This is a genomic window from Roseibium sp. M-1 (assembly GCF_054515675.1).
Window position 1 is genome coordinate 5,789,385 of sequence record NZ_CM137257.1, and the last position, 14,336, is coordinate 5,803,720.

Annotated in this window: 9 protein-coding genes; 6 read left to right on the forward strand and 3 right to left on the reverse strand. The window is 61.4% G+C overall.

What is annotated here, in order from left to right; genetic code table 11:
• Window positions 1-179: 179 nt before the first annotated feature.
• From ACX3M4_RS26160 to ACX3M4_RS26180, 5 genes are all read left to right on the forward strand, one after another.
• The gene (locus tag ACX3M4_RS26160) at window positions 180-680 is read left to right on the forward strand and encodes a GatB/YqeY domain-containing protein (RefSeq protein WP_459355908.1); all 501 of its coding nucleotides are present in this window, start codon (window positions 180-182) and stop codon (window positions 678-680) included.
• A gap of 183 nt (window positions 681-863) precedes the next feature.
• On the forward strand, window positions 864-2,795 hold the full coding sequence (gene dnaG / locus ACX3M4_RS26165; RefSeq protein ID WP_459355909.1) for a DNA primase: 1,932 nt from the start codon (window positions 864-866) through the stop codon (window positions 2,793-2,795).
• A gap of 482 nt (window positions 2,796-3,277) precedes the next feature.
• Window positions 3,278-5,269, forward strand: a complete 1,992-nt coding sequence (gene rpoD / locus ACX3M4_RS26170) for an RNA polymerase sigma factor RpoD (protein ID WP_459355910.1) — start codon at window positions 3,278-3,280, stop codon at window positions 5,267-5,269.
• A 133-nt stretch (window positions 5,270-5,402) separates the two neighbouring features.
• Window positions 5,403-6,593: a DUF930 domain-containing protein gene (locus tag ACX3M4_RS26175; RefSeq protein ID WP_459355911.1), complete on the forward strand. Its 1,191-nt coding sequence runs from the start codon at window positions 5,403-5,405 to the stop codon at window positions 6,591-6,593.
• Between the two features lie 47 nt (window positions 6,594-6,640).
• A protein-coding gene (locus ACX3M4_RS26180) for an IS5 family transposase (protein ID WP_459355912.1) occupies window positions 6,641-7,392 on the forward strand; the annotation gives its coding sequence in 2 pieces (ribosomal slippage) (window positions 6,641-6,971 and window positions 6,971-7,392; 753 coding nt in all).
• A gap of 290 nt (window positions 7,393-7,682) precedes the next feature.
• Here ACX3M4_RS26180 and ACX3M4_RS26185 read toward each other — a convergent pair.
• The 3 genes from ACX3M4_RS26185 to ACX3M4_RS26195 form a co-directional block, all read right to left on the reverse strand.
• Window positions 7,683-8,246: a hypothetical protein gene (locus ACX3M4_RS26185; RefSeq protein WP_459355913.1), complete on the reverse strand. Its 564-nt coding sequence runs from the start codon at window positions 8,244-8,246 to the stop codon at window positions 7,683-7,685.
• Between the two features lie 72 nt (window positions 8,247-8,318).
• On the reverse strand, window positions 8,319-9,275 hold the full coding sequence (locus ACX3M4_RS26190) for a M91 family zinc metallopeptidase (protein WP_459355914.1): 957 nt from the start codon (window positions 9,273-9,275) through the stop codon (window positions 8,319-8,321).
• 101 nt (window positions 9,276-9,376) lie between these two features.
• Complete coding sequence (locus ACX3M4_RS26195) at window positions 9,377-10,840, reverse strand: MFS transporter (protein ID WP_459355915.1); 1,464 nt, start codon at window positions 10,838-10,840, stop codon at window positions 9,377-9,379.
• 888 nt (window positions 10,841-11,728) lie between these two features.
• On the opposite strand from ACX3M4_RS26195, the gene ACX3M4_RS26200 reads away from it, so the two are divergent.
• Window positions 11,729-14,311, forward strand: coding sequence for a KAP family P-loop NTPase fold protein (locus ACX3M4_RS26200; protein WP_459355916.1), 2,583 nt, complete (start codon window positions 11,729-11,731; stop codon window positions 14,309-14,311).
• Window positions 14,312-14,336 lie beyond the last annotated feature (25 nt).

Sequence of the window (14,336 nt, forward strand, 5' to 3'; positions counted from 1 at the left end):
GCCTGCAAAAGGCCGTCTGCATTAAGCGCGGGACTCTATGGGAAGCGGCTTGGATCGTCAATATTGATCCTCTGAAAAAAGTTCTTTAAAATTCAATGGCTTGGCTGAGAAAATGCAAAGGGCGCCGAAACGCGCCTTGCCTCAGCGCGGCAGGGGTAGGGTGAACCATGCGCGAAATAATGCGCGACAGAATCAGCGCTGCCTTGAAGGCGGCGCAGGACGAGGGCGACAAGCGCCGCTGTGCGACGCTGCGCCTTGTCCAGACCGCGGTCAAGGACCGCGAGGCCTCTGCGCGCGAGAACGGCAAGGACGGCGTCAACGAGAATGAAGTGATTGAAATCCTTCAAAAGATGATCCGCCAGCGCGAGACTTCCGCCGTCGAATTTGAAAGCAGCGGCCAGCTGGATCTGGCCGAGCAGGAACGGGTCGAACAGGAGATCATCCGCGAGTTCCTGCCTGTGCAGCTGAACGACGAGGAAATGCGCACCATCTGCGAAGAGACCGTGAAGGAAATCGACGCTCACGGCCTGCGCGACATCGGCCGTTGCATGAGCGAACTGAAATCCCGTTATCCGGGACAGATGGATTTCGTCCAGGCCTCCTGCCTGGTGAAGGACATGCTGCGGGCGGATGCGGGCGGCCAGAACGGGAGCGGAACCAAGGAAAACGGTGGCGCTTGAGCCGGACGGCTCCCCCGACACGCCTTGCCGTTATTAACAGGCCATCCAGAGGCTGCCGGCAAAGGCCTGCGGCACTGGCATCCCTGTCGAAGACATTCTATTTTGGCGGATCGTCCGGCGGCAGCTTGCCTGTGTCCGGCCGCCTTTGCCATTTCCGTTAGACCTGGACCGACCTGAAGATCCATGCGTTTCGAACCGCGCCTTCTCGATGAAATCCGCGCCCGGCTGACCCTGTCGGACATCGTCGGACGGCGGGTGTCATGGGACCGGCGCAAGACACAGCCGGGGCGGGGCGATTTCTGGGCCTGCTGTCCGTTCCACCAGGAAAAGAGCCCGAGCTTCCACGTCGACGACCGGCGCAACCGCTACAAGTGTTTCGGCTGCGGGGCGTCGGGCGATCATTTCACGTTTCTGTGCGAGACCGAGGGACTGAGTTTTCCCGAAGCGGTCGAGCGCCTTGCCGGTCAGGCGGGCGTCGCGCTACCCGCGCCCGATCCGCAGGCAGCAAAGCGGGAGCAGAAGCGTGCGGGGCTTGCCGATATCTGCGAGATGGCGGCGCAGTTCTTTCAAGGCGAATACGCGGGTCCACGCGGCGAGGCGGCGCGCGCCTATACGGCGAAGCGCGGGCTGAAACCGGAAACCTTGCGCGAATTCCGTTTCGGTTTTGCGCCGGACAGCCGGGATGCCTTGAAGTCTTTCCTCAGTGCCCGCGACATTCCGGAAGCCGCGATGATCGAGGCGGGGCTTCTCATCAAGCCCGAGGACGGACGGCCCGCCTATGACCGCTTCCGCGGCCGGCTGATGATCCCGATCCAGGACGAACGTGGCCGGGTGGTGGCTTTCGGCGGGCGTACGCTGTCGCCGGAGGGGCAGCCGAAATACCTGAACTCGCCCGAAACGCCGCTCTTTCACAAGGGCATCATGCTCTTCAACGCTCACCGGGCGCGCGAACCAGCCTTCAAGGCCGGCGAGGCGGTCGTCGTGGAGGGCTATCTCGATGCGATCGCACTCTGGCAGGCGGGCATCCACCATGTCGTCGCCTCGCTCGGCACCGCCTTCACCGAGGACCAGATCGTGCGGCTGTGGAAGTTCGCACCCGAGCCAGTGATCTGCTTCGACGGCGATGCGGCCGGCGTTTCCGCTGCCCATCGGGCCATCGACCGGATCTTTCCGGTCCTCAAGAGCGGCTATTCCTTCCAGTTCTGCTTCCTGCCGGATGGCATGGACCCCGACGATCTCGTCAAGCAACGGGGTCTGGAAGGCTTTCACGGCGAGGTTGCCCGCGCGCAATCGCTGTTCGATGTCGTCTGGGACCGGGAAATCTCGGTGTCGCGGCTGGACACGCCCGAGCGCAAGGCCGCGCTGGAAAAACGCTTCGACGACCTGATCGGCACGATCCGCGACGAGCGGGTGCGGCGGCGCTACCAGCTGGATCTGAAGTTCAAGCTGTCGAACCTCTTCTTCGAACAGGCGCGCCAGCTTCGGCGCGGCGGCAAGAAGCAGGCAGAGGACCTTGGCCCCTTCGTCAAGGCGAAGGAAGGCGTGTCGGAGACCGACGACTTCGGTAACGAACGCCTGGTTCTGGGTCTTTGCATGCGGTTCCCGCATCTCCTCGACCGCTACTACGAGCGGCTGTCACGCCTGCCGCTGGAAAACGACCTCCACCGCAGGTTCCGGGATGTGCTGTGCCGGATCGTCGATGAGATCGAGGGAGCGCCCATCTCCGAACTGACGCGGGAATATGACGGGCCGTTGCGGGACCTGATGTACGAGATGATGCTGGAGACGATCGGCCTGCAGCAGCAGAAGGGGGCGGTGTTTTCCGTGCTGAATCACCGCTTTCCGGTGCTCAGGGCCAATCCTCCGGAAGATTTCATCGAGGCTGCCTACCTGCATTTCCTGGATGTGCTGGAACTCAATGCGCTCGAGGACGAATTGAGCTCGGAGCTTGGCGTTTCCGACGAGCAACTGGACGAGACCGCCTGGATGCGCATTCAGGCCCTGACGCAGGATCTCAGCCGGCGGCGCGAGGAATGTGCGCGGGACGAGCAGGAACTGGCGGAACGGGCCAAGAAGATCCGCCTGGCACCTCCGGTCGCTGTGGCCGCGCATTAGGCGGCTTCGCAACTGGGCGGTAAATCAGGCGTCTGTCCGGCAACAGTCGCTCAAACGCCTTCACGGCAGGCTTTCGGGCACTTCCTGAGCTGAAAAATCGCATTTTTTCAATTGACCTGTGACGAATCACACTTGCGAATCGTGTGAGCCGAGCTAAATAGAACCTTTGCAGCCCTCAAGCGCCGCAGCCTCAAGCCTGCTCGCGGCAATAGTCTTACAAATGCTGCAACCCGTATGAACACCTCTTCTCGCATCCGTATCCCGGATGCGGACTTTAAAGGCCGTGCGCTGCGTTGATGATCAAATCTGTCAATGTCGAAAAATGTACGGTTAATTGGGACTTAAGGGACACGGCTTACAAACCTGAGAGCACTGATTCTTTCAGACGCCGCCGCATCATCTGCTGGCGCGCTGGAAGTGAATTGGTCTGAAGCCGAACTAGGGCGCGGCGTGGCCGAAAAGGCCACGAACTGGAGCACGATATGGTAGCCAAAGCGACACAAGCAGACGACACGCAGGAGCAGAGCGCGGACGGTCCGGACGGTCCGCTGCTGGACCTGTCGGATGCCGCTGTCAAAAAGATGATCAAAGCCGCCAAGAAGCGCGGCTATGTCACCTATGACGAGCTGAACGAAGTTCTGCCTTCAGAGCAGGTGTCTTCGGAGAAGATCGAAGACACCATGTCCATGCTGTCAGACATGGGCATCAATGTGATCGATTCCGACGAGGCCGAGGAAGGTCCGGAGGAAGTTGACGGCGGCGAACTGGTCACCGCCACCACGACCGCGCTTGCCAAGGCCGGCAGCAAGGAACCGGCCGACCGCACCGACGACCCGGTGCGCATGTATCTGCGTGAGATGGGCTCCGTCGAACTTCTTTCGCGCGAAGGCGAAATCGCCATTGCCAAGCGCATCGAGGCCGGCCGCGAAGCCATGATTGCGGGCCTGTGCGAAAGCCCGCTGACCTTCCAGGCCATCATCATCTGGCGCGACGAGCTGAACGAAGCCCAGGTTCTCCTGCGCGACATCATCGACCTCGAAGCCACCTATGCCGGCCCGGATGCCAAGGCGGGCCCGGCCGTTGCCAATGACGACGTTGCCCCGGGTGAAGGCGGATCGTCCGAAAATTCGGGTGGTGCCTCCGAAGACACCGAGAGCGAAGACGGCGAAGGCGAGGGCGAGGATGACGACGACGAGTTTGAATCCAACGTCTCCCTGTCGGCCATGGAAGCCGAGCTGAAGCCGGGTGTCCTGGAAACCTTCGACAACATCGCCGACAACTACAAGAAGCTGCGCCGGCTGCAGGACCAACTGGTCGAGAACAAGCTGGCCAACAAGACCCTGTCTCCGAGCCAGGAGCGCCGCTACAAGAAACTGAAAGAAGACATCATTGTCGATGTGAAGAGCCTGTCGCTCAACCAGAACCGTATCGACGCCCTGGTTGCCCAGCTCTACGACATCAACAAGCGCCTGATGGGCTATGAAGGCCGTCTCCTGCGCCTGGCCGACAGCTACAATGTCGACCGCACCGACTTCCTGAAGCAGTACCAGGGCGCCGAGCTCGACCCGAACTGGCTGCGCAAGGTGGCGAACCTTTCCACCCGCGGGTGGAAGAACTTCATCGCCAAGGAAAAGGAAAACGTCCGCGAGTTGCGTCAGGAAATCCAGACGCTGGCAACCGAGACCGGCCTTGAAATCACCGAGTTCCGCCGCATCGTCGCGATGGTGCAGAAGGGCGAGCGCGAAGCGCGTATCGCCAAGAAGGAAATGGTGGAGGCGAACCTGCGTCTCGTGATTTCCATCGCCAAGAAATACACCAACCGCGGCCTGCAGTTCCTGGACCTCATCCAGGAAGGCAACATCGGCCTGATGAAGGCGGTGGACAAGTTCGAATACCGGCGCGGCTACAAGTTCTCCACCTATGCGACATGGTGGATCCGGCAGGCGATCACCCGTTCGATCGCCGACCAGGCCCGTACCATCCGTATTCCGGTGCACATGATCGAGACGATCAACAAGATCGTCCGCACTTCGCGCCAGATGCTGCACGAGATCGGCCGCGAGCCGACCCCGGAAGAGCTGGCCGAAAAGCTGCAGATGCCGCTTGAAAAGGTCCGCAAGGTGCTGAAGATCGCCAAGGAGCCGATCTCTCTCGAAACGCCGATCGGCGACGAGGAAGATTCGCATCTCGGCGATTTCATCGAGGACAAGAACGCCGTCCTGCCGATCGATGCGGCCATCCAGTCGAACCTGCGCGAAACCACGACCCGCGTGCTGGCCTCGCTGACGCCGCGCGAGGAACGCGTGCTGCGCATGCGCTTCGGCATCGGCATGAACACAGACCACACGCTGGAAGAAGTCGGACAGCAGTTCTCGGTGACCCGCGAACGCATCCGTCAGATCGAGGCCAAGGCGCTGCGCAAGCTCAAGCACCCGAGCCGTTCGCGCAAGCTGCGTTCGTTCCTCGACAGCTGATCTGCTTTCGGTCAATCTGATAAGATCAAAACCCGGCGGAAACGCCGGGTTTTTTTGAAGGCGGAGCTGGATCGACCGCCGATTTTGCTCAAAGGGCATTGTTTTGGCCATAATCGCCGATATGGACCGGCCGATGGAAGAGGAACCGACCGACGACCGGCGGCGCTTCGGCTGGGGCCTTGGTGCTTCACTTCTGCTGCATGGGCTGGCCGCGCTGATGCTGATCGGCGGGGTGAGCGGCCATGTCACGCAACCATTGACGGATACGGTCGAAGTGGAACTGGTGCCGCCGCCCCAGGCAGAGACCCAGCCCGAGCAGCCACAGCCCGAGCAACCGGAAACGCAGGAAGCCGAGACGCCCCCGCCGCCGGAACAGACCGAGCAGCCGCAGGAAGAAGAGGCCGCACCTCCGCCGCCTCCACCGCCACCCGCAGCAGAGGCCGAGACCCAGAAGCCGCCGGCAGAGGCGCTGGTGCAGGAAGAAGTGACGGAGTTCGGCGAAGAGGACACCGGGCAGCAGGGCGAGGACGATGTTCCGCCTGCCGCCTCGGCCGGAGCCGAGGGGACTGCGGAGCAACCCGGAGAGACCGAGGGTGGGCCGGAGGGGCCCGGAAGCGGCCCTGAGACTGTCGAGACCGCCGAGCAGGATGTGCCGGAAGACACATCGCATGAGACGGCCGAAGAAGAAGCACAGCCTGAAGAAACGCCGGAAGACGCGCCTGCCGAGGTCGCGAACCTGGAAGCGGATGCCGAAACGGAGCCGGAGGAGGCCTCCGGAACAGAGGCCGAGACGGATACAGGTCTTGGCGCGGAGATCCCGGCCGAAGATTTCGGTGTTGTCGGGCCGATCGCGACAGACAAGACGCCGTCGCCGAAACCTGCCCGCCGGACCGCATCCGCCGAGCGTCAGGAGCCGTCCCGCCAGCCCGGTGGCGGTGGTGGCGAGACCGGCGGGCCGCCGGCCGGCATGCTGGCGGCGCGTGAACTCTTCACCCGGGAAATCCTGGACGATCCGCAGGCGCGCACCGCCATGGGCGAGATGTCGCCCGGCCAGCGGCTGAATTTCCTCTGCATGACGGAGCTCCGAGCCCAGATTTCCTCGGTCAGCGCCCTGCCGCCCGAACTGCTGCCGTCCTTCCGGCCGCGGGGTGGTACCGTGCTGCAGCCGCAAAACGCCGCCTTCCGCAGTCTTGGCCGCTGGTTCGATGTCAACTTCCGCTGCGAGACGGACGAGGAGGTCAAGCGGGTGGAGAAGTTCTCCTTCAAGATCGGCAAGGAAATTCCGCCGAGCCAGTGGGGACAGCGGGGCCTGAGCGGATTCTAGGGTTTGTGGGGATTCACAAATCAGTATGAATGTGATTCACACTTTGGATGGATCGTTTTGTACTGACAGACGCCCAATGGGCGAAGATAGAGCCGCACTGCCTTGGCAAACCGACGGACCCTGGTCGGAGCGGCAGGAACAACCGCTTGTTTATCGAAGCCGTGCTTTGGATTGTGCGCACCGGCAGCCCCTGGCGTGATCTTCCTGTCATGTTCGGTAATTGGAGCACCGCCTTCCGGCGGTTCCGGGATTGGCGCGAGGCCGATATTTTCAAACGCATCTTCGATGCTCTGTCGGACGAACCGGACATGGAATACGCCATGGTGGATGCCACCATCGTCAAGGTTCACCGCCATGGTCAGGGCGCAAAAGGGGGACTCAGAGCCAGGCCATTGGCCGATCCAAAGGCGGTATGACCACCAAGATACTGGCCCTGACCGATGCCTTGGGTAATCTCGTTCGATTCCGCCTACTGCCTGGGCACCGTTTTGACAGCGTCGGCGTCGCACCGCTGATTGACGGTGTCGAGTTTGGGGCTTTGCTCGCCGACAAGGCCTTCGACAGCAATGCCATTATCGCTGAACTCGATGAACGCGGCGCCAAGGTCGTGATCTCTCAGCATTCCAGCAGAGCCATGCCACGAAAGATCGATGCAGAGATTTACAAATGGCGACACCTTATCGAGAACTTCTTCTGCAAACTCAAAGAGTTCAAACGCATTGCCATGCGCGCCTGCAAAACCGACCGCAGCTTCGAGGCATTTATTTATCTCGCTGCTGCCGTTATAAATTCGAGATGAATCCCCACAAGCCTTAGAGCAGGTCGCGAAAAAGTGGGTTCCGGCTTTTCGCAAAAAGACGTGCGTCAAAAAGAGATAATGCGGGTCACGTGCATTCAAATGAACGCGACACGCTGAAGACAAAGCTCTCGTCGAGGCGCACCAATTGTTGCCCGTTGCTTTTTTCCACTCCTGCTCAAACTTCTGAATAACCCTGTCGGGTGGAAGAGAGGTGAAAACGGGCACAAGTTCACTGTTGTGCATAACCACAACGGGTCCGGCACCTGGGACGGCCACGCCGGACGCCGGTGCTACTTGACCCCCAGAACCGGGAAAAAGGCGGCGCCCTGCGGGGCCGGCTGGATGGTGCCCTGCATCAGCACCTGATACCCGAGGGCCATGCCATAGTCGGGCGTGAAAAGGTCCGGACCGGCATGCGGCGCCGGTGTCAGCGTGGCCTCGCCCGGCTTGAGGTCGCTTCCGCGGATATAGCCGACCTGCACAACGAAACGGGTCACCGCGACAGGTGTCTCTCCAAGCTTGAAACTCTGGTAGGCGTGATAAGGAGAGGCAGGATTGGAAATGACGATTTCACCGGAAACCGTTTCTCCGGGGGCGAGCCGCCTGAAATAGGGCAGGTCGGGCGATTCCACCTTCATGCCGTTCGGAATTGCCATCAGGAATTTGCCGAGATAGAGCGTTCCATCGTCCTGGGGCATGACATAGGCAAGCTGAGGATCCACCGAAAGGCTTCCGCCCGCCGCTGACCGGTAGAGCAGATCGGCGACGTAAATGTCGGCCGGTTCCGTGTTGGTCACCTGGTAGGACATTGCAATATAGGCGGCTGTTATCGTCTTGATGGTAACGGTCAGCATGCACACGCTCCCGGTGGATAAAAATGCAATGGCCGCTCAACGAAGCAGCCCAATCGTTAGGCGAACCTGACCCTAGTAGTGCGGTCTCTGGTGTTCGTGGTCGTTCTTGCCGATGTTGTTGTCCTCAAAGTCCTGGCGGATCTTGTTTTCGGTAATTTCGTTGTCCTTGTATTCGCCGAGACCGACCGTCTGAATTTCGTAACCGGGTGCCTTGCGCTTGTTGCCGTCGGCGTCAGTGTATTCCACCTCGTTGCGCCCGTCCGTCGTTCCGTTGACATCGTGATAGGAGTGGATCAGTTCGTGGCCGAGGCCGATGGCCGGATCCCGGGTCTTCCAGTCGGCGGCGTTGAGCTTGTCCCTGTCCGGATCGAAATCGACAGTCGTGTTCGATCCGGGACCGGCCTTGTTGTTGGCCCTGTCATAAAGCCCGTCATTCCAGTTCTCGGCGTTTTCCGAGTTACCCTTGCCGGGTTCGGTCATCTTGATCGTGGTTGTCTTGTCGCTGGAATCGAGGGCCTGAAGCAGTTTCATGCCGGTTTCCGACTGGGCGAGCCGGTCGAGCGCTTCCATGGTTTTCTTCTTGTATTCGTCGGTTCCCTCGACCTTGATCGAGGACTGGCCGTTCTTGATCTTGTCCATGAGCGCCTGGCGCTTCAGGTCGGCGATCTGTTTCGGTGACATGCCGGCTGCACCACCTGCACCACCCCCTGCACCTCCGGCCCCGGCGCCATCCATGCCGATCAGAACGGTGAAACAGCCCGAGACGATCGCGCCGCCTTTAAGGGTCAGGTCCGTCATGCGGGCCGCCGGCATTTTTTCCACCAGTACGTTCCATGCCCCGGTGACGATTGGATCGCCGCCGGCAGGCGGCGGCGGGCCGACGCACACGCACATGTCTGTCACCCGCGCCTGCGGCAGCTTTCCGGTCAGGACCGTATAGGCACACTTGAATACAATTGGCGCAGGTACGCCCATGCACATGGGGCAGGTATGCAGGTCTGTAAGCCGGGCGGCGGGAAATCCAACCATTTCGCTACCAGTCTTCATTTAACACTGAGGAAATTTTCAGTCCGGCGGTCATTTTAGTCAATGACGGTGCGTCACACTTTTGCGCTTCCCGTGACGACGCATCAGTCTCGACCTGCGTCTTCTCTGATCAGCCGCCGGCGCAGCACGAGCATGCCGAGTGCCGGGGACAGCATCAGTACGGCGCTGACGAAAAAGACCGATGCGCCCGAGCGTGCAACGGCTTCCCGCGTCAAGAGTTCCACTGCGCCCGGCTCGACCAGCCCGGTGAAAACCGCCATCAGGCCGGTGAGCCCACCGCCGATGGCGATGCCGGCGGAGGAAATGGTCGGCAGGATGGAAGAGACGAGGTTCTGGTCCTCGCCCGAAGCCGTATACATCAGCGACCGCATCAGGATCTGGTTGCAAAGCCCATGCCCGGCCCCGGCAACAATGGCGGCCAGCGCATAGAGCGGCAGGGATCCGGCCGAAAGGGCGAAGGCGGTGAGGACCATGCCTCCGGCAATCAGGAAAGGACCGGTGGCCAGATAGGTAAGTTCCCATTGGCGCGAAGGAGCGCGCGAGGAGACCCAGGCAAACACCGTCCAGGAAAAGGCGAGACCGGCGGCAACGTAACTTGCCTCGGTGACACTGAGGCCCCAATAGACCTGACCGAAAGTGGTTACAAAGACCGCCCGGACGGCGGCAGCGGCGGAGATCAGAAAGACGATCCAGGTGCCGAGGCCAATGAGCGTGCCAAGCCGGAAGGCCTCCAGCGGGAAGAGGCGGCGGGCGCTGGCCGCGTCGAGCCTCAAGAGCAGCCCGGCCGCGACCAGCCCGGCGAGGATCGTGAGGGTGAGCGGCAGCGGCTGATGGATTTCACCGATCACCGTCAACAGGAAGATGCTGAGGCCAAGCAGCAGAAGGCGGAGCAGCAGGCGGGCGGTCTGCCGCGCGGGCCGATCTTGTCCGGCTGCGACAGGCCGGGCAGCTCCTGCGGGCAGGGCGGTGTTCATCAGAGCGAAAAGCAGCAGCACAAGCGGAATGTTGACAAGAAAGGCCGCGCGCCAGGACCAGAGTTCCGACAGAAGACCTGCGGAGACCGGCCCGATGCCGGCGGCAACCGCCCAGACACCAGCCAGCAGGGCAAAGATGCGCGGGGCGAGGGCGCTCGGGAAGAGGTCCGGGATCAGCGAATAGCAGAGCGCGATGATCATGCCCTCGCCGAAACCCTGCAGCGCCCGCCCGGCGATCAGTCCTTCCAGCGAGGTCGACAACCCGGCCAGAACCGAACCGCCCGCGAGTAGTAACGAGGCGAGCAGAAAGGGCAGGCGCGCACCGAAGCGCACCTTGGCGGCCCCGGTCAGGCACCCGGCGAGGATCGCCATCATCTCGAAGGAGGAAAACACCCAGTAAGCCCGGTCCTGGCCGCCGAGATCGCGAATGATATCGGGCAACACGGCGGTGGTAACGAAGCCGTTGATGGCATGGGAACCAACTCCGAGCATCAGCGCCAGCGTGCCGGCGGCCCGCTCGGGCGCAAAAAGGGAGGGGCTGGCGGGCACTTGCGCTGGCGAGCTGATCGACATGGGAACCTCAATAAAGAAAGGATTTTCTTTATATATGCGAGCGTAGAAAATAAAGAAAGTTTTTTATTATTTTATTTGGGTGGCGGGTCGTGTGCACGGGCACCTGCGGGGAAAGAGCGGATCTGTACCGAATGGAGGTGTCGTCTCCCGCACCGTCACCCCGGACAAGCGAAGCGCAGATCCGGGGCCTACTCGCAGCGCTACTTGTTGAAGCGCCGATTGTCTCCGGCGCCAGGTCGCAGCCGCTGGCACTCTGGCAATGAGTGGGCCCCGGCTCTCCCTCCGGTCGGCCGGGGTGACGCAGAAGGTGTCGGCAAATTTCCCCGAGTGAAATGGATTGAGAGGGGCGTGGAAGGAAGGTGCCGGGGAATATCGGGAAGTCCTGCCAGGAGGTACTAGGCGATCACAAATTACGAGGTTTCCTGGGTCACCGCTGGAGTTTGTGCCCGCGAAAGCGGGTTCGGAGTTGACAAGATTGCGAGAGGCGGCAGCGTGCTGCCATGGCCCGCACGAAATTGCGGGCAGGCCGTTTAGCTGTGCTGTCGCCTTCCTCTGTGTCACCCAGGACAAGCGAAGCGCAGATCCGGGGCCTACTCGCAGTGCGACTTGCTGAAGCGCCGATTGTTTCCGGCGCCAGGTCGCAGCCGCTGGCACTCTGGAAATGAGTGGGCCCCGGCTCTCCCTCCGGTCGGCCGGGGTGACGCAGAAGGTGTCGGCGAGCTTCCCTGAATGAGGTGAATCAAGGGGCTGTGTGCGGGCGGTTAGGAGAAAGTGCCCGAATTTCAGAGAGTTTTGAAGCAGGTGGTTGTATGCGGGTTGCGCCAATTCCCGGTTGCCGAGGGCCGTTAGGCTTGCAAAGGTATTTTCCTGACGCATCGGGGGCGCGGCATGGACTACCTGATCTTCGAGAAACCGGACGATGTCGGCAAATGGCTGATGGAGCGGCCGCCGGACTGGGCACAGGTGATTGCGGTTCGCGTGGCGCTGCGGGTTTTTCCGCTGGTGTTGAACGGAGTTTCAACGCCGGGAGACGAAATTGAACCGGAGCTGGTTCGAAACCTTGAACTTCAATCGTTCCGAGCCGTCTTCGTCTCCTGGGTTTCCTGCCTGAGCCGGAAGTCGGAACTGAGTTCTTTCACTGCTTATGAAGCGGCATCCAATGCAATAAATGCGATCAGTCGTACCGTTTCGGGGCAGGCGACGGTCGAATTGGCGGCCGCTGTTTCCGCCGCGAAGGCAGCCGCTTATTCAACGCATTTCGACATCGCCTCGGTGTCGGCTTCCGACATCGCGGAGGCGGCGAGCCTGGCCGCCGATGCGGCCGCTTCTTCCGTAGACCAGCCCGGTGCCGGTGAATTGGTCTTGAGGTCCGTTTCCGCAGATTGTCAGCGGCTTGCCGGTCAAATGAAGCCGGATGAGTTGATCCACCAGCCGATCTGGCCTGAAGAATTGCGCGAGAGCGCGCCGTTTCAAAACAACTTGCCGGAATGGTCCTTTCGCGCCTTTGCGGCCTTCCTCGGTAGCGATTGGGGCTCTACCGACGCCGGTGAACTGATTGGTGACTGGTACCAGTCTTTGGTGCCGTTGGAAGGCAGCGATGTTGTCAGTTCTTTCGGCTCGGAGGCAGACCTTGCAGTTGCTGTCCAGCCGCCCGAATTCTGGACGCCAAGCGAGGAGAGGGATGTCGAGCAGATCTGGAACGATATCGTTGTCCTGCGACAGGGTGGCACTCTGGAGCCGTTGCCGAAGCGCGAGAAGCAAGAAGTAACGTCGGAGAGCGAGGAAACCTCCTCAGCCCCCCCTATCCCGAGCCCCGAAAACATCCGCGTTGCCGTCCAGTTCGACCAATATGCCCGCACCGACGAACTCGGCCGCAAGCGCTTTGCCGAAATTCTGGCGACGCGGATCAGCGAGATACATGAGGGCGGAGGTCCCGACGGGCTGGCGGTGAACCTGCATGCGCCCTGGGGAGCGGGCAAGACGACCGTGCTGCACTTCATGAAGGGCTTTCTGGAAGATCCCGGCCTGCCGCCGGAAAAGCGTTGGGTGGTGGTGGAGTTCAATGCCTGGCAGCACGAGCATCGGCGGCCGCCCTGGTGGCCGTTTCTGCAAATAGTGAAGAGCCAGCTCTCGGATGGTTTGACCGGGCAGCAACGGCGCACGCGCGCTGGAGAGGTGCGGCACGCGTGGAATTTGTGGCGTTTCCAGGCGGACGCTCCGCCCTATGTTGCGCTTGGGCTGATCGGTGTGCTGCTCATGATGCTCTTTTGGGCCGGCAGCAGCGATGTCGCAAAGAACCTCGTCGGCACGGTGGGGACGGTCATAACCATATTCGGAGCGATTGCCGTTTTCTCCAGAAAGGCCTTCTTCGGCTCGGAGAAAAGCGCCAATCTCTTCCACGACTATGCCAGCGACCCGCTGGAAAAACTCTCTATCCTCTTCAAGGACATGATCGAGGCTGCGGATGCGCCGGTCTGCATTTTCGTCGACGATCTCGACCGCTGCAGCAACGACTTCGTGGTCGAGTTCCTGGAAGGCCTGCAGACCTCGTTCCGGCACCGCAAGGTCGCTTATGTGGTGGCGGCGGACAAGTTCTGGATCAAGACCAGCTTCGAGGACCGCTATCCGAGCTTCTGCGAGAAGACCGCCGACAAGACCCAGCCGCTCGGCTACCAGTTCCTGGAAAAGATCTTCCAGTTCAACGTGCCGCTGCCGGGTATGGCGGCCTGGAAGAAACGCTACCTGGAAGCACGCCTGGGGTTGGCAGGAACCGGGGACGGCGCCACCGGCTCTGGTGGATCTGGCGGTTCGGGGGCAGGCGGTACTGGAAACGGAACGGGCAACGGGACGACGGGCAACGGAACGACGGGCACGGGACCCGGCGAGCCGGGAACGGATACGCAGGAGAGTATGGACGACAAGGAAGTCGAGCGCCTGCGCGGTGAAATCCGCTCGACCCAACCCGGCGGTCTCACCCATGAAACGGTCCGCACGCTTTCGACTGGCGACGGCAGCGACAACCCGGCTTTTCAGGCAGCGCTGGCGCTGGAATACACCACCTCCAGGACCGCGCAGCGGGAGGCGGAGCACTTCCTGTTCCAGTATCTGGCGCTGCTGCCGGACAATCCGCGGGTGATCAAGCGCATCATCAACGCCTTCGGCCTGACGGTCGCATCCGCCATTCTGGAGCGGCAGTCGCTCGACTATGACGTTCTGACCCGCTGGACGATCCTGGAACAGTGCTATCCGGCGGTTGCCGATGAACTTATTCGCGATCCCGAGCTTGCCGATACGCTGCTGGCCGTCGAGGCGGACAAGCCACCTGCAAGCCTGCCGGCACCGCTCATTGCCTTCTGCGAGAAGAAGAATACCGTCAACCTGCTGAAAAGCGGTGAGAACCCCGTCCTTACCCAGGCCGTCGTCAAGCGATTGACCCGTGGGCTGGATGTTCCAGCACCTGTAATCTCCTGACCCCAAAGGAGGCTACTTTTCGTTT